The sequence below is a fragment of the Brasilonema octagenarum UFV-OR1 genome, from assembly GCF_963888615.1.
Taxonomy (GTDB): Bacteria; Cyanobacteriota; Cyanobacteriia; order Cyanobacteriales; family Nostocaceae; genus Brasilonema; species Brasilonema sennae.
Window position 1 is genome coordinate 1 of sequence record NZ_CAWPKW010000004.1, and the last position, 20,573, is coordinate 20,573.

Annotated in this window: 15 protein-coding genes and 3 pseudogenes; 7 read left to right on the plus strand and 11 right to left on the minus strand. The window is 42.7% G+C overall.

The window, feature by feature from the left end; translation table 11 throughout:
* Nucleotides 1-1,373 (minus strand): filamentous hemagglutinin N-terminal domain-containing protein (locus tag AC5590_RS00080; protein WP_169267780.1); only part of this gene is annotated, 1,373 nt, incomplete at its 3' end.
* 393 nt (nucleotides 1,374-1,766) lie between these two features.
* Between AC5590_RS00080 and AC5590_RS00085 the strand changes: the two are divergent.
* Nucleotides 1,767-2,027: pseudogene (locus tag AC5590_RS00085) on the plus strand (zinc ribbon domain-containing protein); the annotation flags it as partial.
* Between the two features lie 88 nt (nucleotides 2,028-2,115).
* Here AC5590_RS00085 and AC5590_RS00090 read toward each other — a convergent pair.
* Nucleotides 2,116-2,343 (minus strand): EF-hand domain-containing protein, encoded by a 228-nt coding sequence (locus AC5590_RS00090; RefSeq protein ID WP_169267781.1) that lies wholly within the window; start codon nucleotides 2,341-2,343, stop codon nucleotides 2,116-2,118.
* A 207-nt stretch (nucleotides 2,344-2,550) separates the two neighbouring features.
* Nucleotides 2,551-3,678, minus strand: a complete 1,128-nt coding sequence (locus AC5590_RS00095; protein WP_211178675.1) for an alpha-hydroxy acid oxidase — start codon at nucleotides 3,676-3,678, stop codon at nucleotides 2,551-2,553.
* 805 nt (nucleotides 3,679-4,483) lie between these two features.
* On the opposite strand from AC5590_RS00095, the gene AC5590_RS00100 reads away from it, so the two are divergent.
* From AC5590_RS00100 to AC5590_RS00110, 3 genes are all read left to right on the plus strand, one after another.
* On the plus strand, nucleotides 4,484-4,702 hold the full coding sequence (locus tag AC5590_RS00100) for a hypothetical protein (RefSeq protein ID WP_169267782.1): 219 nt from the start codon (nucleotides 4,484-4,486) through the stop codon (nucleotides 4,700-4,702).
* Between the two features lie 139 nt (nucleotides 4,703-4,841).
* Nucleotides 4,842-6,836 carry an AMP-dependent synthetase/ligase gene (locus tag AC5590_RS00105; RefSeq protein WP_169267783.1) on the plus strand — a complete coding sequence of 665 codons (1,995 nt, stop codon included), beginning with the start codon at nucleotides 4,842-4,844 and terminating at the stop codon, nucleotides 6,834-6,836.
* Nucleotides 6,837-6,878: 42 nt separating this feature from the next.
* On the plus strand, nucleotides 6,879-7,328 hold the full coding sequence (locus tag AC5590_RS00110; protein WP_169267784.1) for a YlqD family protein: 450 nt from the start codon (nucleotides 6,879-6,881) through the stop codon (nucleotides 7,326-7,328).
* A gap of 53 nt (nucleotides 7,329-7,381) precedes the next feature.
* Here AC5590_RS00110 and AC5590_RS00115 read toward each other — a convergent pair whose 3' ends face one another.
* Entirely contained in the window at nucleotides 7,382-7,906 is a 525-nt protein-coding gene (locus AC5590_RS00115; RefSeq protein ID WP_169267785.1) for a hypothetical protein, read from the minus strand.
* 266 nt (nucleotides 7,907-8,172) lie between these two features.
* Nucleotides 8,173-8,508, minus strand: coding sequence for a hypothetical protein (locus tag AC5590_RS00120; RefSeq protein ID WP_169267786.1), 336 nt, complete (start codon nucleotides 8,506-8,508; stop codon nucleotides 8,173-8,175).
* A 262-nt stretch (nucleotides 8,509-8,770) separates the two neighbouring features.
* On the opposite strand from AC5590_RS00120, the pseudogene AC5590_RS00125 reads away from it, so the two are divergent.
* Together AC5590_RS00125 and AC5590_RS00130 are read left to right on the plus strand one after the other, a co-directional pair.
* Nucleotides 8,771-8,990, plus strand: a pseudogene (locus AC5590_RS00125) (biotin/lipoyl-containing protein); the annotation flags it as partial.
* Entirely contained in the window at nucleotides 8,978-10,054 is a 1,077-nt protein-coding gene (locus AC5590_RS00130) for a dihydrolipoamide acetyltransferase family protein (RefSeq protein WP_370460838.1), read from the plus strand. The pseudogene AC5590_RS00125 and the gene AC5590_RS00130, both read left to right, overlap by 13 nt.
* A gap of 164 nt (nucleotides 10,055-10,218) precedes the next feature.
* Here AC5590_RS00130 and AC5590_RS00135 read toward each other — a convergent pair whose 3' ends face one another.
* From AC5590_RS00135 to hetZ, 3 genes are all read right to left on the minus strand, one after another.
* Nucleotides 10,219-10,638 (minus strand): hypothetical protein, encoded by a 420-nt coding sequence (locus AC5590_RS00135; protein ID WP_169267787.1) that lies wholly within the window; start codon nucleotides 10,636-10,638, stop codon nucleotides 10,219-10,221.
* Between the two features lie 308 nt (nucleotides 10,639-10,946).
* On the minus strand, nucleotides 10,947-11,924 hold the full coding sequence (locus AC5590_RS00140; RefSeq protein WP_169267788.1) for a PatU: 978 nt from the start codon (nucleotides 11,922-11,924) through the stop codon (nucleotides 10,947-10,949).
* A complete protein-coding gene (hetZ, locus tag AC5590_RS00145) occupies nucleotides 11,917-13,107 on the minus strand; it encodes a heterocyst differentiation protein HetZ (protein WP_169267789.1) in 1,191 nt (396 codons plus the stop codon). The genes AC5590_RS00140 and hetZ overlap by 8 nt, the downstream gene beginning before the upstream one ends.
* A 205-nt stretch (nucleotides 13,108-13,312) precedes the next feature.
* Between hetZ and AC5590_RS00150 the strand changes: the two are divergent.
* Nucleotides 13,313-13,787, plus strand: a pseudogene (locus AC5590_RS00150) (hypothetical protein).
* Nucleotides 13,788-13,860: 73 nt separating this feature from the next.
* Here AC5590_RS00150 and sds read toward each other — a convergent pair.
* From sds to AC5590_RS00165, 3 genes are all read right to left on the minus strand, one after another.
* Entirely contained in the window at nucleotides 13,861-14,832 is a 972-nt protein-coding gene (gene sds, locus AC5590_RS00155) for a solanesyl diphosphate synthase (RefSeq protein WP_169267790.1), read from the minus strand.
* Nucleotides 14,833-16,614: 1,782 nt separating this feature from the next.
* A complete protein-coding gene (gene murI / locus AC5590_RS00160; protein WP_169267791.1) occupies nucleotides 16,615-17,475 on the minus strand; it encodes a glutamate racemase in 861 nt (286 codons plus the stop codon).
* Nucleotides 17,476-17,808: 333 nt separating this feature from the next.
* Nucleotides 17,809-19,827 carry an N-acetylmuramoyl-L-alanine amidase gene (locus AC5590_RS00165; protein ID WP_211178677.1) on the minus strand — a complete coding sequence of 673 codons (2,019 nt, stop codon included), beginning with the start codon at nucleotides 19,825-19,827 and terminating at the stop codon, nucleotides 17,809-17,811.
* Nucleotides 19,828-20,573 lie beyond the last annotated feature (746 nt).

Here is a 20,573-nt window from a genome sequence, read left to right on the forward strand (position 1 = left end):
GATGCTTCACTAACTAAGGTTCGCAGTTGAGCACCATCTTTGAGTGATAGTGTTGCAGCCTTGATGTCGATATTGCCACCTTTGCCCTCACCTCCTGCTTCCACTGTGCTGAAGATGTTCGCATTTACAAGTGAAACAGAATCGTTGGCTCGGACTGACACATTACCCGCATTTCCTTCTCCATAAGTGCTGGCACTCAGTAGAGCACCATCAGTAAGTGAGAAAGAGCCAGTTGTAATGTTGATATTGCCACCATCGCCTTGTGATCCTGCTAGTACTCGACTGCGCACGACAGCGTTCGATGAAGCATTAAAGGATTTGCTATTGATAAAAATATTCCCAGCATTACCAGAAGCACCATCAATTGTCTGGTTATACACACCACTCTCTGTTTGACTCAGCCCAATACCAGAGATATTGAAATTATTTACATTAACAGTAATATCCCCTGCGTTTCCCACTCCCTCAGTTCCGGCTGTCAACCGTCCACCATTGGTTGCAGTAAAAGTATTTGCATTAACTACAATGTCTCCTCCTCCATTCCCCCGCACAGCTACTCGTGCATCATTAGCCAGGGTGATATTCGACAGCAAACTATCATTCGGGAAATTAAGTTTAAAAGTATTACCACTAACATCTAGTCCAACAGTTCCCGCCCCTGCCAATCCTCCTAACTCCACTCGTCCGCCTGGTACTGTGATTCTCCCATCATCTGAATTGATGTCACCACCAACTAGTGCTAAAGAGTTTCCAGAAGGAACAGTCAGACCAATAGGATTGCCACTATTATCAACAATTGTCGGCTGATTGGACTGATTGGTGATATTTCCCGGATTATTCCGAAATCCCAAGCCAATCGGAACATTTATCGTTAACAATGGCGGTGCTTGCGGATTCGTCGCACTAAACTCAAAATTATTCTTAAAAATCAAACTATTTGCCGTACTTCCCAAAAAAGAACCACCCACATCCAACCGGGCATTTGGTCCAAACAGAATTCCATTCGGGTTGATCAAGAACAAGTTCGCTTTGCCCAACACACCCAAAACACCTTGAATATTCGAGACATTACCCCCAGTCACTCTGGTGAGTATGTTTGCAATTCCCGCTGGATTGGAAAAATAAGCTCCTCTACCAGCATTGATATTAAATTCTTGAAAACTGTGAAACAAATTCGCCCCACGAGTTGCGCCCCCATCAATCCTGTCGCTAGGAATACCCTTAATCTCAACATTGGGAGTGACAACAGAATTTTCTGCACCGAGACTGTTATCAGGAGTGATTTGTGCTTTGGCTACGGTAAGGTAGGTCAAGCTGAATACGGCTGCAAGGGGTAAGGTGAGAAGAAAGAGTGGGTGACGCACTTGTTCCATATTTAAAAAGTACTGTTATAAAGATTCGTTGTTAAATTACGGTTCTTGAGTACTCATACCAGGTTTTGAGACAAAAGTGTGCCCTTTGTAATTTTTATTTGACAATAGGCGCGGATATACGCATCAGGAGTCAGCAAACCACCATTTCAAAGTCAGCCTAAAAGTAATCATACTCATTGACAAGATTGCACTCTCACTCAATCACCGCTTCTGGGGTTTTTCAAACTCTAGATGAGTGCGCAAATATGTCTTATAAGGTAGTAGGCTGAAAACCCCTGAGAAGCAGGTACGTAGTACCGTTCTAGTCCCTAAAAGGGACGCTGCGCAAACGTACTTCAGGCAGGGGACGGACAGATACCAAGTGAGGGAAACCCTGCTTCAGTACTGTCCTAATGCTCTGACTGTGGCGCAATTGTGAAAAAGTCCCTTTCAACTAGAACGCATAAATGCAGTTGTGGCTGCAAGTTGCAAAGGGACGTGAACGCAGCAATAAATATTCTAAATCTTGCGAGAGCTAGGGACGGGCAGTCCCGAAGTAACGCTACAGGAGTCGGAACCGCTACGCTAGTTGGTGCAAGCCTGCTAGAGCAAGTTTTGACGATGAATGTAGAATCCCCTCGCATGACGGCAGGGGAGTGTCAACGCACTATTTAGAACTTTTTTAATATTGGAACAATAAAACCCGCCACTGGGACAGGTTGAAGTCATATTGGTAATGTGAAACAGTATTAGAGTCTAGCTCCTAGTTAAAATTACTTGCTTTTTTAACTGCTTCCTTTAACTCTTCAAAGGTAATACCACCGTTTGAATTATACTGTGCTAGTAACTCTTGAGGGCTACTCGCACCTGTTTCTGCCAAGATAACCGCACTTAAGCCAGGACTGGAAAAAAGCTCATTAAGGGAGACTTTGCCATCTTGATCGGTATCTAAAGTATTAAAAAGAGATTGAAGCTCTTGCTCGGTTGCCATAAGTATTTATCTGAATTAATTTTTCAATTTAATATCTCAAAATCTTGACAAAGACGCAAGGACAATCAAGGTGTACGCTGTGATACAGGGTGAACAGTATGCCAATGAAAAATCAATAGGCTCGGTTGAGCCAAGATTCTTACTGAGGGGCTTTCAACCTACCCCAGGTAAATTTACCCCGCAGCAAAAGGAAAAGTATTTCATCTGTTATCTAGAGCGATGCTTTTCGCAAAATAACAAACTAGAGTCAATCTTTTCCAAACTCGCACAACCACTGAGCGCCATAGCCACATCTAATTCATCTCGGAGAATATCAATGACATGAGCGACGCCTGCTTCTCCTGCTACGGCTAATCCCCACAACACAGGACGTCCCACAAGCACTGCTTTTGCTCCCAGTGCTAAAGCTTTGAGGATATCAGTACCTCTACGGATACCACCATCTAATAATACTTCAGCGCGATCGCCCACAGCATCTACCACTTCAGCCAAAGCGTCAATAGATGCGATCGCTCCATCTAATTGACGCCCACCGTGATTAGACACAACAATTGCTTTTGCTCCAGACTCGACAGCACGAACAGCATCATCTGCCCGTAAAATTCCTTTCACCACCAAGGGAAGCGGACATAAAGACTCAAGCCATTCTAAATCTTGCCACGTAACTGCAGGGTCAAGTTGCTGAGCAAAATAAGTAAACAATCCAGATTCCCCTTGTTTTTGAGGAATGTTCAACCCTGATAAATTTGTGAGATTAGCCAATTGCATATCTGGTGGTAGAGCAAACTCATTGCGCTTGTCTCGTTCTCGCCGTCCCAAAACAGGAGCGTCTACAGTTATACAAAGTGCTTTATAGCCTGCAGTATAAGCTCTTTCAACCAAGGCACGAGTTAGTCCTCGGTCTTTGTGGATGTAAAGCTGGAACCATTGGGGAGTTTGAAGATTTGTGTCGTGACGTACTGCTGCTACTTCTTCTATGCTTTTGGTAGAAAGAGTACTCAACACCATGCCAACACCAGCAGATGCAGCGGCTGTTGCTGTTGCAACTTCTCCTTGTGGATTGGCAAGACATTGAAACGCCATCGGAGCAATCAACAAAGGTATTTGAAGCGGTTGAGCTAAAACCTCAGTTGCTAGGTTGCGCTGACTGACATCTACAAGCGATCGCGGACGAAGTTTAAATTTTTCAAAAGCAGCGCGGTTATCCCGCAGTGTCACTTCATCCCATGCACCGCTAGCGTAGTAGTCCAAAGCCATTTGAGACAGAGATTTGGTCGCTAGCTGTTCGTATTCAAATAAGTTAAGTGGTTGAAACGATTTTCGTTCTTCCATCATCACCTCACCAAGTCATTCAAAAATGTAATTTAAATGCGTGACATTTAAATTGTCTTGTGCATCAGGCGCAAAAACCCACAGACTACTAGTTTCAATAAATGAAAACTGCTGTAATAAAGATAGATAGATAAACATAAATGCACACAAATGGTTTTGTGTGCATTTATAGTTTTCTTATTGACGCTTCCACCGTTTTGTGCTTCAAATTCTGTAAGGAGAACTGACCACCTAAGATTTCGCACCGGTTGAGGACAAAGTAACCTGTGATGATTCAAAGCGTTTATTCTTAAGATTCAACATGACTGATAGTAACTTGGGAAACGCAAGACAGACTACAACGTTTATCAAGGTTAGGAATAAACCGTCTATCAAACTCATAGATAATTCCCTTTTTTATGAAGGTGCTCTTTATATATTTTTATTTTTAAACAAAATTCGTTGAAATAACCAAAAGCAGAATTTGAATTTCTTGTTATATCTATAAGTAACTTTTACTATAAGAGTTTTTGATTCTAACTATAGACTGAATAATTATTTTAGAAATAAGCAAATTGAGTTATCAGTTAACCGTGAAGATTTATTAAGTTTCTATACAGGATAGATACAAATCTGATGTCTTGATTTACGCATAAGTTAACTGATAACTTTACCCTATTAACCAGGAGAACACCTGTCACAAAAACTGGGACGGAATTTACAAAACGGTTCTTTTGTCAAGGTGTAACTTGTGCAATACGGAAAACTGGTAATTGAAATTACCTCTTTTTGCCTTGTTAAGGTACTCTGCAATAACTGATTCTGCCTAGTGAAAGTAGCCAGAATGACAGATATGAGTTTAGGAAATACAAGACATGCAACAATATTTATTACCGTCAACAGCAAAATGTCTATCAAAGGCATAGGTCGTGACTTTACTTTTACAAATGAGGTGCTTGTTGCTTTTATTCAAAAGCAATATTTCTGTAACAAGTTAAAAGCAAAATTTGGCCTTGCTTCTCTCTCAGATAAATTCACTATAACATAAACTTTTGTTAATCAATAGATTCATCAAATTTTGAGCATTGCTATAGACAAAATAAAATGTGTCATTTTCAATTTACTATTTGAACCACAGATCGGAATATGCTGGAGATATAAACAATTTTCTATTTGGGAGAGGTGTTATGTCGAAAACATACGAGATTTCTTCTATAATCTCTAACCTTTCTGAGCTAGAGCGCTTGAATTTACAGCGTTTGGCAGATTACTCCAACTTAAATTCACTGCCAGAAATATGGCCGTTGGTAGCAAAGCGATGTGGTGATACTATTGCTCTTCGCGATCCTCATGCTAAACCAGAAGTTGTTATTACATATACGCAACTCTTTCAAAAAATTCAATATTTTGCTGCAGGATTGCAAGCATTGGGGGTGAAACCAACAGAGCGTGTCTCCCTGATTTCGGATAATAGTCCGCGCTGGTTCATTGCAGATCAAGGCATTATGACTGCTGGGGCGGTTGATGCAGTTCGTAGCTCCCAAGCAGAACGAGAAGAACTTGTATTTATCTTGGGAAATAGTGGTAGTACAGCGCTAGTGGTGGAAGATTTAAAAACTTTCAACAAGCTTAAACAGCGTCTTGGTGATTTGCCAATTCAATTGGTCATCTTGCTGAGTGATGAAGCCGCACCAACAGATGAAACCCTGAAAATAGTAAACTTTACTCAATTGCTTGAAATTGGGACACAGCATAGCTTGACACCAGTTAAGCAAAATCACGATACTTTGGCAACACTTATATATACTTCTGGTACTACAGGGAAACCCAAAGGGGTGATGCTTTCTCACGGTAATTTGATGCACCAAATGGTAGTATGTGGAACGGTATTGCAACCAAAGCCAGGAGAAGTTGTTCTCAGTATTCTCCCCAGTTGGCACAGCTATGAACGCACGTGTGAATACTTCTTACTATCTCAAGGTTGTACCCAAATTTACACTCACCTGCGGTCTGTTAAAGGGGATTTGAAAGAATTTAAACCTAATTACATGGTGTGTGTACCCCGGTTATTGGAATCAATTTATGAGGGGGTACAAAAGCAGTTTCGCGAACAACCAGCAAACAAGCAACGCCTAATTGACTACCTTTTGGGTGTTAGCCAAAAGTATATTAAAGCGCGGCGAATCGCCCAAGGAGCGAGTTTAGAAAATCTCAACCCCTCAACGGTCGAGCGATTAGCAGCTAGTATACAAGCATCAGCTTTGTTTCCTCTCCACGCTTTGGGAGAACGGCTTGTTTATGCCAAGGTACGAGAAGCAACTGGGGGAGAAATAAAACAGATGATTAGCGGTGGCGGCGCACTTCCCAAGTATATAGATGAGTTTTTTGAAATTATTAATGTAGAGATTTTGCAGGGCTATGGCTTGACGGAAACTTCTCCCATCGTACATGTGCGTCGTCCTTGGCATAATGTGCGCGGTTCATCTGGGGAACCAGTACCAGGTACAGAAACGAAAATACTAGATCCGGAAACTCGCAAACCTGTGCCACTTGGGAACCGAGGTTTGGTGATGCTGCGAGGACCACAAATTATGCAAGGCTATTTCCAAAATCCTGAAGCAACAGCCAAAGCAATTGACAAGGACGGTTGGTTTGATAGCGGTGATTTGGGTTGGGTGACACCACAAAATGACTTGGTTCTGACCGGACGAGCAAAGGATACGATTGTATTAACCAATGGGGAAAATATCGAGCCGCAGCCAATTGAAGATGCGTGTTTGCGATCGCCCTACATAGATCAGATAATGCTTGTTGGACAAGACCAACGCAGTCTCGGTGCATTGATCGTCCCCAATTTGTTAGCCCTAGAAAAATGGCTTCAAGCTAAAAATCTGCATCTACCTTCAAGCGATGAAGCCGTCAAACAAATAAGTACTGAAGATCCCGCAGGCAAGACGGAAGTCACCTTGGAGAGTAAAATAATTCAGGATTTATTTCGGCAAGAATTGATTCGGGAAGTGCAAAACCGTCCAGGTTATCGACCGGATGACCGCATTGGTCCGTTCAAGCTGATTCTAGAGCCGTTTTCACCAGAAAATGGTTTGATGACACAAACACTGAAAATTAGGCGACAGGTCGTGATGGAGCGCTATCACGATATTATTAACCCAATGTTTGCCTGATTAGATTCCACCTGCAAATTATAGAGTGAACGTGAAACATTTATGGATGCCTCGAAATCTCAACTGCTGCTAAAACGGGTTGTTAACGTCAAAGCGATCGTCACTCCTCTTTGGAAAGACGAAGTGCAGCAGCAACTGCAAGCGCAAATTAATCAAATTGACCAGCAACTGCAACAAATCGACATGGAAGGACAGCGGGCGATTTCAGCAGTTCAAAAGCAGAGTCTGCAACCACCAGGTCCCCAAACCCTGCAACAAATTGAGAATATTCAAGGTCAAGTTAATCAAAAGAAAAGTGAACTTTTGGAGCAAAAAAATCAAAGTCTGCAAAATCTCCAGCAAGTCCAGTTTTTAGAGTTGGATCAAGAAGTTAACCAATTTCAAATGGAAAGCTTTTTTCACGTGGAACCAGGTGATAACTTGATTAACAAATTGAACGTAGAAGTTGTGTTACGTGATGGTGTTGTAGAAGAAATTCGCGGTGATATTTAAATTTGTCCTTTATTCTTGGTTGTTATAGAGTGACTAAGACTAAGAACAAATAACTATTGACAGATTTGGGTTGACTGTCGTTTGAGAAGGCTGCTTCCAGATATACATTGTACCTGGGAGCCAGCCCAAACAATTTGCCATACACGAGGGGAACTTACAAAAAATGATCGCCCAAAGGTTGTCAGTTCAACTCGATATTTGATTGCTTTGAGAAAATTCTTTGCTGGCTCAATTTGCGTGATTGTTACTAACGCTTGATTGGGGTAGGGATAAAACACCTCAACCTTGCGAGTTTTTAAGGTTGAATCCATGTTATCAAAGGCATTGACCGCAAGATCTGCTGGATCACTACCTTGGAGAGGAGAGTTAATACTTTCCAGAGGTATAGTGTTATAATTTGCCCGCTCCGAGTTGACAATTTCCTGTGCTATGTTGGCATCTGAAAACTGAGGTACTTGCCCATTGTTCAAACTAGAAACCGCTTCAGATGGCTGGCGCTGAGTGATGTAAACACCAGTAGCAGCGGTGGCAAAGATACTGAGTATCACAATCAAAAATAACTTCAACTTTGCCGACATAAAATTTAACAGCCAATTAAAATCAGGTTAAATATTAATTTTGAATCTTAGATTCAGGTATCGTTCTTGTTCTTACTTCTGAGTGGAATTTAGATTTTGACAGTCGTGATGAGAAATACAAATAAATAGACCTTGTGGTCTTAAGATAGTTCCTCACCACTATTGAGTGACTAGAGGTATCAGAATGTAAGGGTATCAAAAAAAATAAGAATGTTATTATTACCTGGTCAATTTTTAACAAAAGAACGAAGGTGTCAGGAGCAGCGCTAGGCATGCAGGAGGGGAGCCACTGCTCGACTAGGGTTTCCCGGCTTGTAAGCGCAAAGCGCACGAATCGAGCCTTGCAAGAGCGTCTGTGCAGGAGATACGCGTAAGGGTGTCCCTTTGGGACTTACAAAGCAGCGTAGGCGTGCAGGAGTTAGCATGTGGCGTTCTCCCTCCGTAGGTGTCTGGTGAGTCCAGCGCTGCGATCCTTGTTTCCCGACAGCCAGGCGACTGGCGTAAGCGCAAGCGGACGCTTTGCGCATACCCGAAGGGCGTTCAGGAGCGGAGCGCTGGATAGCTCCGCCTCCGGTCACAATGACTCCTGTACGACGCAACAAAGGAGTAGGGGGTATCTACAATTGGTTGGGATCCCAATACCAATAGATTTGATTGTGACTTCTAACTTCTAACTTGTGAATTCTTCCTCAAGAATGAGTGTCGTACACCCAAGATCTATGTTTCCCAAAACTGCGCCCCTAGGGTCGCGAGGTCAAGATACAATTCGATCTAACACAAACTGTAAAAGTCCATTAATTATCGATTCACCAAACCACCTATATGAGCATTTACGAAGTATTTATGCCGGCGCTAAGTTCCACCATGACCGAAGGTAAAATCGTCTCCTGGGTAAAATCTCCTGGAGATAAAGTGGAAAAAGGCGAAACAGTGGTGGTTGTCGAGTCAGATAAGGCAGATATGGATGTGGAATCCTTCTATGAATGATATCTTGCTCACATCATCGTCCAAGCTGGTGAAACAGCCTCCGTTGGAAGTGCGATCGCTTTATTGACGGAAACCGAAGCTGAAATCGAAAGTGCAGCTCAAGCGAATTCTGGGAGTACTGCGGCTATTGATGAACCAACTCCAGCTATTAAGAACCCAAAAATAGCAGAAACAACCACAGTCGCAACACCCGCTGCTTCTCAAAACGGAACTACCAGCCATACAAATGGTCGGGTGATCGTTTCACCTCGTGCCCGTAAATTAGCCAAGGAACTGAAAGTAGATTTAAGTGGCATCTCTGGTAGTGGTCCTCATGGTCGTATTGTCGCCCAGGATGTAGAAGCAGCAGCAGGAAAATCTAGCAAACAAGCCGCCACAGTCACTCCTGTTCCACCTCCACAACCAACGCCAACCACAACCCCTGTTCCACCTACACCCACTAAAGTTGCTCCTGCACCCGCACCTGCGCCGGCGATCGCTGCATTACCAGGTCAAATAGTACCTTTTACTACCCTGCAAAATGCTGTAGCACGCAACATGGTAGCGAGTTTATCCGTACCAGTTATCCATATCGGTTACACAATTACCACTGATGCGCTTGACAAGCTTTATAAACAAATTAAGTCTAAAGGCGTGACTATGACAACCCTTCTGGCAAAAGCCGTAGCGGTGACATTGCAAAAACACCCACTGCTTAATGCCAGATACTCAGAACAAGGAATTGTGTACCATTCTAGTATAAATGTTGCCGTAGCGGTGGCAATGGATGACGGGGGATTGATTACACCAGTATTACAGAATGCAGATATGGCGGATATATACTCTCTATCCCGCGATTGGAAGTCTTTGGTAGATCGCGCGAGAGCGAAAAAGCTGCAACCGGAGGAGTATAACAGCGGTACCTTTACAATATCGAACCTAGGAATGTTCGGTGTAGATAGATTTGATGCAATCCTACCACCCGGACAAGGTTCTATTTTGGCAATTGGCGCATCTCGTCCGCAAATTGTCGCAACAACTGAAGGTTTATTTGGCGTCAAGCAACAGATGCAGGTGAATATAACCTGTGATCACCGCATTATCTATGGTGCTGATGCTGCGGCGTTCTTGAAAGATTTGGCGAAGTTGATTTCGACAAATCCCGAATCTTTGATGTTGTAGTTCGGATCAAAATCAAACCGCCTTGGCTCATAATTGAACTAAGGCGGTTTACAGTAAGTAAAAAATTTGAAGATCGTTTTTGTTTTAATTTTGTTTTCAGGCGGTGCCCGAAAACGATTTCACTGTTTGCAAGCCGAGTCGTAAACCGTAATCTAGCACTAGGCTTAGTAGGGTAATTCCAAGAAATAACAGCAGCACTGGAGGCTAATTCTAAAGTTTGACTCAGTGTATGGGCAAGACCAAGCAATATCAACCGTATTGGACAATAAAGTATCCCAAGTCTTTGCAGCAAGGTATATCAAAGCTTGTGAAATACACAGGAGTTGAATGAATAACTCCACAAAACCCAGCAGGCTGTCATTTAACTTATCAAAAAATCGCCGAAACAAAGCTCTCAGTGCTGCCAATATTTCTATGGTGATACAGAACCTAACCGAGACATCACGATTGTGGCGAGGGTAGTAACTCCAAATTGCGCCCACCGCTTTAAGCGGTACCCAATTAGTCGTCACAACTCTTACACCTACAATTACCAACGCTAGCACAAGCACTCCCAAGGTCATCGAACCTTCCACTTGCATCAACGGCGACTCCTGCGTATTTTGTCGCCAGAAAAGACTTGCAGGTAAACACCAACTTCATCCTGGCTTTTAGATCTGTTAGACATCTTAATGATAAAACAGTCTATCGGTATATAAGTCAAGCAATGATATGGACGCCACAGATACAAAACAAGTCGGTAAAACCAAACTTGCCAGTGTCTTCCTCACAACAGCTTTCTGTAGACGCCCTAATGATCGCTTTGTAAAAATGGGGGATTTTTCAAAACCAGGACATTCATTTTATATCAATCGCGTTTATCAACGTGGATTGCTAGCGATGGCAAGCTTATTTATAAGGTGGGAACAATCACAAATACAAGCGGTTGTTGGTCTATTTCTTTTAACTCAACTTCCAAGGTATAAGTCTGGTTTGGTTGCGTATTGTGTAATTCTACACTTAGGCATCCCGGACTTGATGACTCAGCTGTTGCTTGGGCAGCATCTCCTTGGAGGTTCACAATCGCTTTGAATGGTAATTCAGTTTCAACTCTTAGCTTGGTCAGTTGACCTTGAGTTTGGTATTCTACCTTTAGGGTCAGAACACCTGCACTTGTAAGCCATTGTCTTTCTACTAGTGGGTTGGTAGCTGAAACTGGCAGAGTTAGATTTTCTAGTAGCTGTTTTGCCGCCAGCAACGAAAGCGCCATCTGTTGCTGTGGCTGTAAGTCTGAGTAATCACTCTCTAGATTCGGCATAGTTTCTAGAGCATCTGAACGAGAGGGACTTCTTAGCACTATTCCTGCTAAGTCATTCAATGTTTGATATTCTTCAGGAAAGAGGCTCTCCACAGCAGCAACGAGTTTTGCCCCTAACGGTATAGAAGAGGCAATCATCGCCTGACACTTCTCCAGCAATTGCTGGAAAATTCTTTCGGGCAGATGAATCGGCAAATTCAGTTTCGATTGCTGTACTGCCCAGCCCCAAACCGGAACCAACTCAAGCGCTGGCTTGTCTAGACATTCGGGATACTCTATAAGCTGAGCTTCCCAAGGAAATAACGGTGGATGATTTTGAATTTGAGTTTGTAACCGACGTTTAACGACGGCTTGGAAACGTTCTTGCACAGTAGGAATTTCTCCCAGTTGAATAGTTCGGGGTAGACACCTTAACTCAAAAGCGCCACCGTTTAAGGCGGCGGCTGTTTGATTAATATGTTCTACCCCTTCATTTTCCTCACAATTGACCAATTTTGGATCGTTGGTTTGGGCCTTTTTTGCCAACAACCAAGCGATTAATTGGTTTTGTAAGGATTCTGAGTCACTATTCATGGGTAGATGCACCTGATCCGGAAATTAGAGAGTTACGAATTTCCCAAGCTTGTTCAAGAATTTTAAACCACCGTTTTTGCATTTGTGCCATCGATAATCCTAAAGTTTTGGCAATTTTTTCATCAGGATGACCTTGTTGTTTCAACTCTAGTAAAGACTGTTGTTTCTCGTCCAGTTGAGCCGTATACACTTCCCATTGCTGAGGAGTTAAGCCCAAATTTGTCTGTAAATCTGCTTCCAGCCACTCGTGAACCAATTCCCAGCGATGCAATAAAGCAAACCTGATTAAATGGTATTTAAAGCGCTGTTGCAAATAATCCCGCTGGCGAGCAGTTAAGCCTAATATTGACTCAATTTCCTGCGCTGATAAATCCTGGAGGCGCAAAGCAAAGTAATCAGCACAATCTGATTGTTGCCGCTCTTCCAAATAATTCATGAGTTCAGAAATCACGACAGAGCGTAACGTATCTTCTTGAGGTTCTGGCTCTGGTTGTGTGGCCATCGCACTTCGCAACTGCTGCACTGCTGGATCTTCCCAAGAGCCATCAGCTTCGTTACCACTACCTTCCGCTGCTTGTTCTATGTCTACGCACGTTTCCGGCGGTTGTTGTTGAGAAAATGTTTGTGCTCGGAGAATAATCAACTGTTGTTGACGCCCTGGTAAAGGAATCCTTCGCTTAGCATAGCGTTCTGTGAATGCCATGTATTCTGCTAATTCCAAAAGTGTTTGAGGACGGTAGGTAGTGCCTAGTTGATTTTCCCGTCGGAAGGCGTTTAATCCCTCTAGGTAAAAACTCTGCAAGAAATCTTCGATGACGACGAGCCGCCCTTGATAACTCAATTGTCTTTGGGGAGGATTGATGTAGCGATAAATAATCGCACTCAAAGTACTGTGTAACTCTATTCTGCCCCGATTGGAACCCAACTCGTAGTACCTCAAACACTGTTGTAAGCGATGTCGGGCAAGGGTCATTGCAGAATTTTCTACAGTCCCGGCAGCTTGGATGCGCTTGCTTTCACTGCAAATTCTATCAACTTCGGCAGCAATTCGTGTTGCCACATCGCGGCAATTTTGCTCCGAAGCTTTGGTTAATTGCTGAAGCTCCTTCAAAAGGAGTTGAAATATCGCCTCCACGCCGATAGAACTTACTCCCTGAATTGTTATGGTTGCGGCTGAATTCATAGTCTGGTGTTTAGAAAGACCCTAACATAGTTATGTACCACCTGTAAGACTGAGGGTATTGGGTTGAGGATTTTGCGTACAACTCAAACGTGCCGAAATCGTGTGTTATGGAATAAATCGGAATTTAATCTTGCCAAATTTTGTTTGATTGTTCGCTTTTGATAGATGTTATTGCCACTACCCATTCACCAGTTTACAGGTCATTATGGACTTAAAAGCACAAATTCAATTGCTAATTGACAATGCACCCCAAGATGGTGTTACTCCGCAACTTGTCACAGCAATCGCTCCTGTCCTCAGCGCGATCGCTCGGAAATTACGCCACTCCCAGTACTATATTCTCCAGAACATGGAACAGAGCTGGGTTTTGACTACCTACCGTGATCGCGCAAATCCACAGTTGGAAAAGCGCATGATTTATGCTTTCCCTAGAATACAGGATGTCCCACTTGGTTCATCTGCTGGGCTTGACCCTCAATTGATAGCTGCACCAATCCCTGTCACTCACATTTTGTTCCAATTGGTAGCAATGGAACCCGTAGACAGTATAGTTTTTTTTTGAAACCCCTGGCATCACCACCGACTCAATCGAAGTCCGACGAGCTCAGGTGCAACACTTAATTCACCAACAGTTACAGCAAAACCGAGTAAAAAAACAAATTCCTCCAGATCTTGCCTGACAACAGGAGTGCAGGGCGAGGAAGATAAGGAAAAAACACATAGAATTTTTCCTACTTCACTTCCTCGTTTGCCTTAATAGAGCCTACTCAGTACGTAATCAGCTATCTTCATCAGGGTTTGCCAAGATTCAGAGGATGGAAGATGCGCAAGATGCTCAACAGCTACCTTCGCATGATGTTCTGCTAACTCTCTTGAGCGCTGAATACCTTGACTATCGTGTATCAAGGATATAGCTTGCTCTAAGTCTCCTTTCTGCGCAAACTCTCTATCTATCAGAGCTTCTAAATATGGCTTTTCTTCCAATGCAAATAAAACTGGCGCAGTTAAATTACCGCTTTTCAAATCCGATCCTGCTGGCTTACCCAAAGTATCTGTCGAACTTGTGAAATCTAAAATGTCATCTACAATTTGGAATGCTAAACCAAGGTGACGTCCGTAGCTATACAAATGGTCGGCTGTTTCTTGGGAAACGTTGCTAAGTAATCCAGCGGCTTTTGAACTATTAGCAATTAATGACGCTGTTTTGTAGTAAGTCTTTTTGAGGTAAGTGTCAATCGATATGTTTGTATCGAAGCGATTCAAGCCCTGCTGAATCTCGCCACTAGCCAGATCCATAATCACCTCTGAGAGCAGTTTCACTACATCTAAATTGTCCAGATTGGCTAGATACCAGGAAGATTGAGCAAACAGAAAATCTCCTGCTAAGATCGCTATTCTGTTGCCAAATAAACTATGAACAGTGGGAACACCACGTCGCATTTCGGATTCATCTACCACATCGTCATGTACTAAGCTTGCTGTGTGAATCATTTCTGTAATCTCAGCTAAGCGTCGGTGACGAGGCGTTATGTCTTGTTCGAGCATGGTCGCCCGCGATATCAGCAGGACGATCGCCGGTCTTATGCGCTTTCCCCCAGCTCCAAAGAGATGTTCGGCTGCTGCACAAAGGATCGGATGACCGTTTCCAACTAGCTGTTTCAAGTTGTCTGCTAGTATTTGCAGGTCGGCTTCCACTGGGGAAAAAAGGGAGGTGGCTGGGGTCATGGATGGGCAGACTCTGGCTTTAGTTACGAAAGTTTACATATCCTACACTTATTCTAAGATAACCCTGTCTTAGCGCAAAGTTTTCATGAATCATTAATCATTAGTTTTCGGCATAGCACTTGCGCGCCAGTTTTACAGACGCTTTTGCAACAAGTAGGTCAAATGACCGGCAGCTTTCTTCCAGAATTTGATACGCGCCTAGGCACTTACCAGTAAATAAATCTCCAGCCGTCAAACTAGATCTTTCGTCGTAGTCCCAATATTGCGACATACGGCTGGATATTTATTTTTTTGGATCTCCCCAAGGCAAGAGCGCAAACGCGCTTGCTGTAATCGCTCCTCGATAGGCGACTGGTGAGACAGCGCGCATGAGGAGGGTCTCCCCACGACGTAGGCAACTGCGTAAAGTGCGTCTTTGCAGGAGATACCCCATAGCCGTAAGGCGTGGTCGTTCCCACTAGATCTCTGCCGTTAGGCACCACAGTTTTTCAGTACAAGCGATGAAACGCGTGTAGCGTGTCATCTACCAAAGCAGCTAAATCTTGTCAACAAAACTTTAATTTTTTATGAAAACACAAAAATATACTTATGCCTATTACAGTATAGAATTTCACTTGTGAGATATTTTTTATACTTTTATTCTCAAAGCATACCTCTGCTCTAGTTGAGAAAATTTCTGTATCTTGAGCAAAACTTTATCTTCAGCCACAGATTTTTGAAGTAGATATGAAAACGAATCAAGAAAAGTCCTACATCCTTTACTCGTCACCAATGATACATCAATTATTTTCTGGGAAAGATTTTCGCTAAATCTTGTATAACGTACAATAGAAAATTTCAAATTTAGCAGAAAAATTAGCCAAAAACTTAGGGTCGTTGTGTTACGCTAACATAAAGGGATTTAATTTTTTCGAGACATTCACATTACTAGAGAAAAATCACCGTTTGGTGTTTTTACTTATAACGTACTGTGATTTTGAATATAGTACTGTAGGCTACATTTAGTGAATATATCTCATTGGTTATACTCCTAGTACATAAGCCTATACAGTTAGAACTATGCGCTTCCTTGTAAAGGAAAAATGCTCTGCTTGATTAGTGTCGCAAAAGTGCATAGCTTGGATAACCAAATAAAGTGTTTCCGTAAAAATGCAGGCTAGGTAGACTGCTCAAGTTGTAGTTACAAATTACTGTTAAGTAATTAAGCTATGGCTTCAGATATAGTTTGCAACAAAAATCGAATATAAATTAAGCCTAGGAAAGAGAGATAGCTCTCTATCTATAGATTTAGCAGTGTCAAAAACAACTATCCACAGTAAATTTGTGCAGTTATGACTCTGCTAAATCTGATTGAATTTTATATTTCTTATACACAAGTGTTAGTAAAAAAATGGTTTACGGGAAAACGCCTATGATAGTTTTTATATTAGCTTCTGGTTATTTGTTAGCGGTTTATCTACTATTAGCTCTAGCAAAGAAAACCGGAAAAAAAACTACCGCCACAAATCTCTCTTTAGGGATACACTCTAAACGGGGACGCATAATCTCAAGTTCGGATAATCACTAACGATAAACACAAAGTATACAATATATAACCAGAATCCAAATGAGTCACCCATATCGCCCGAGAATTGGGCGTAAGAAGTAGAAGAGTATGAGTACAAGCGTATTTCTATCTCGTGGTGTCGTATTCGCAATAGGGTAGTGTCAACTAACCTTCATGACTCATTAATCATTTAGTCAAGGTTAAAAACCTTGACTAAATGATTAATCAACAAGACATTATAAACTAGAAAATGTGACATTTGTCAACTGTACTGGCTCAGTAGCTGGAGTATAACCCAACCACTGTAAAGAGGACTGCGCAAATTGTTGTGGACAACCACTGACCGCAAAGCGAGTTGGCAAAGGTGGGTATGTATTTCTCAAGCCCAAGATATCTAAATCCTGAGCACAAGCAGCAACTACATATTGTGCTGGGTCAACTAGCTTGACGTGGGAATGGAGGAGTGATCGCAAAACTGGTGCCAATAAAGGATAGTGAGTACAGCCATAGACTAATGTGTCGATTTCATGCTGCAATAGTGGATCTAGATATGAGCGTACCACTTGTAGTGTGTAGGGTTCATAAATGCGGTTTTGCTCAATTAGCGGTACAAACTCTGGGCAACTCACTTGCCAAACTTGGACATTGGGATTTATCTCTAGGATAGCATGGCGATAGGCGTTGCTTTTGGCGGTTGCAGCAGTGGCAATAACACCAATGCGCTTTCCACTGTTAACTGCTGCTCTTGCTCCCGGTAAGATCAGACCGAGAATTGGCATAGAGAATTCCTCACGTACCGCCTCCAGGGCTAAGGCCGAACTCGTGTTACAAGCCATAACGACCATTTTGACATGCTGTTGTTGCATCCAGGTGAGAATTTCACGTGCAAACTGTAAAATTTCTGTTTGCGAGCGAATCCCATATGGAAGTCGAGCTGTATCCCCAAAGTAAATAATCGATTCATTAGGGAGTTGACGGTAGAGTTGGTGTAGAACTGTTAAACCACCTACACCACTGTCAAAAATACCAATTGGGGCACGTTGCGGTGCTTCAGAAAAATCATAAAGATTACCTTCAAAGGTAAAAGATGAAAACACAGGCGGATATCGTTAATTTAATAAGTTGTTAGTGGTTAGTTGTTAGCTACTAGTGATGAATCGTTAATGGTTAGTTGGTAGTTCTCAGCGCTTAGTTGTTAGTGGTTAATTGTTCCACTCACGACTACCCACTACTGACCCTAGTGGAAACGGTCACGCCTTAGAGCTATGGAGTACGCAAGCGAGTGCACGCCTTACGCTTATCGGGATGCGTCTGGTAGAGGAGATACGCCACTTTGCTTATGCTGGGGAACCATGAACAACGGTTCCACAATAAACGTGGAAATCACCAAAACCTCGGCGACTACCCACCGCAAGTGGCTCACTATCTACTTACCTTTGCCGCAAGTACAGTAATATACCATTAGCGATTGCCTCTGCCATTCTATTTTGGTATTCAGGGCTTCCCAGCCTAGGATTATCCTCCTGACCACTCATGTAACCTGTTTCTACTAAAATCGAGGGCATAGAACTTTTTCTGAGAACATAGAACCTTGCTTTGCGTACTCCCCGGTCTTTGAGAGTGGGGATACTTCGGAGAATGTTACTGTGGACAACACGAGCCAAATCTAGCCCACTGTCATAATAGTAAGTTTCCAACCCATTCACGTCAGGACGACGATCAACAGAGTTAGCGTGAACGCTGACAAATAAATCAGCATTTGCTTGAGTTGCCATATCCACCCGTCCCTGAAGGGTCACAAAGTAGTCAGTATCACGCGTGAGTGCAACCTGTACGCCATTTTGCTGTAAGATGCTCGCTATTCTTCTGCCAATAGGTAAAACAACATCTTTTTCCAACAGTCCACCCAAACCAGGAGCGCCAGAATCGTGACCGCCATGTCCTGGATCAATAACGATGACAACGCGTCCATTAGGCACGCGGGGACGCGGCATTGGCTGCGGCATTGGCTGCGGCATCATCTGCGGCATTGGCAGCTGATTGTTCGTCATTGATCCTAAGGATGATGGTTGTGGGTTTGATCGTGGTAAGGGAGGTAAACTAAAACGGGGAGTTAATGGAGAAAAGGAGCGTTGTAATTCTAAAGACAAAAGCTGACTAGTTAGTTGATTGAGTTGTCCAATTCGCACACCTCCTGCTGGTTGGATGTAGACGGCAACACTACGGGGGTCTTGTTGTTGCAGGCGTACGCGCAGAACTGGACTACTAGCGTCAAATCGTGGTCCTCTAACGCTACCTGCCAACTTAGCATTGGGAATGATGATCCGATATAGACCAGAAGCTCTATCCCAACCACTATTAGTAGACGAGAGAGGTTGGTCGCCTCTAATAAGGAGTTGCCCACCACTAGCAGTCAGTTCTACAGACTCAATTGTAGATAGTGAGTCACTTGCTGGCGGGGTTTGGTTGGAGCTTCTCTGGGTGACATTCCCAGCTATGTTTGAATTAGGAAGATTACTACTATTACCCGTAGTCTCTGTGGATAATTTGCTTGCATCACCATTAGGCAGAAGTACTAAACCGCCGAAGCTACTCACGCTTGCTCGCCAGTCAGGGCTACTTTTGTCTACCCACAGCGTCATACGAACACCAGTAGACGTTGTTCTTAGTTGAGTGAATTCAATACGTTTTATACCGTACTTATTGACTGCTATATTCTGCTGTGAAAAACGTGGTGACAAAGATGCACCAAGTATATCGATATTAAAAGCACTCTTGTCACTGCTGCGAAATGTCTGGATTTGAGGATTTGGACCATTTGTGCGGACAAACAAACCATCACCTGTAACACGTAAACTCTCAATTTGAGTCAATCCTTGAGCATTGCTGATAAGTGTTTGTTTTTGCGTTGACCTATCAGTAGGATTGACAACTAAATCTTTACTTGGTGTTGAATCAGTATTGACAATTACGTCTTTAGTGGCTGTGGAGTTGTCAGGCTTTACCACACTATAGACATTAAAAGAATTGTTGCCAGAAGATGAAGGAACTTGTTCAACTTGTGGAGTTGGTAACTGTACTACCCAACGATTAGAACTTTTGCCTTCAAATTTCACCTGCTTTGGATCGAGGCTATAACCTGGACTAAGTTCAATGACTATACGAGTTGTTTGTCCATCAAACTGACCGACACGAACAGTACGAATTGCACTACTATTCACCGGCTGAATCAACTGCGAACGTCCAAAGTCGGTTCCAGGCAAATCAATAACCACTCGGGTGGGGTTGAACAGGAGTTGCGCTTGGGGTTGAACAGCACCTTCAGTGTTGATTTCTAATCGGTTTTGACTGGCATCAAAACGCCAAAATTGTAGTTTCGCAGCTTGGGCTTGCGATTGTAGCATGAAGACAGTAGTAGTTGCAACAGTAACAGGTAATAACCAGTTCATTTTCACAGTCTTTTCTCCTGATTCGTACTTCTGAGATCTGTCAAGATGTCAAAGTCTAGGGAAATCCTCACACTAGCACCGCTCAAATCTTAGCGGCAAATACGTAATTAACTCGTAGAAAGATCTTAATAGCGCTCAACTGTGGCATGCCCTCTCAGTTTGTGTATGCTTTTCTGGCACAGAAAATGCAGTTTGCAAAGCATAATCATCACACCAATCTAAAAATAATAGAGTAGTCAATCTTGGTCATTTTTGCTTAACTTTGTAAGAACTTTATATTAATTTGTCTGATTCCTAGATATCTTAGACTGTGTTCACTGATCTGGTAAACAGAGCACACTCTCCAAAGTAAAATCTAGGGCATAAAGCGAATCACTCTGTGAAGTAGACCAGACGCTACACCCCACATAAGAGTTCTCAGCAGAACTTAAGGTTATGAGTAGACTTGGACTTTGGCATTAACATAAGACTCATATTGTCAAAAATTATATTTAATATTGAAACAAAATAGTAGTTTCCGATCAGATCGTGTTCCGGTGTCAGCAATTACCAGACTCCACACATAATTTCTTAGATCTCAGCACAAGAAAGTATTTTATAATACTAAAGGTATCATTATTTACAAAAAAAACCGAAACAGAAGTTCCGGTAAAAGAATTTGCTTAGTTAGTTATAGCAGTCGAAGCGTAGATTACAGCAATTTTCAGGTAAATAGACCACAGTGGTTGAACCAACCGAAGGCATCA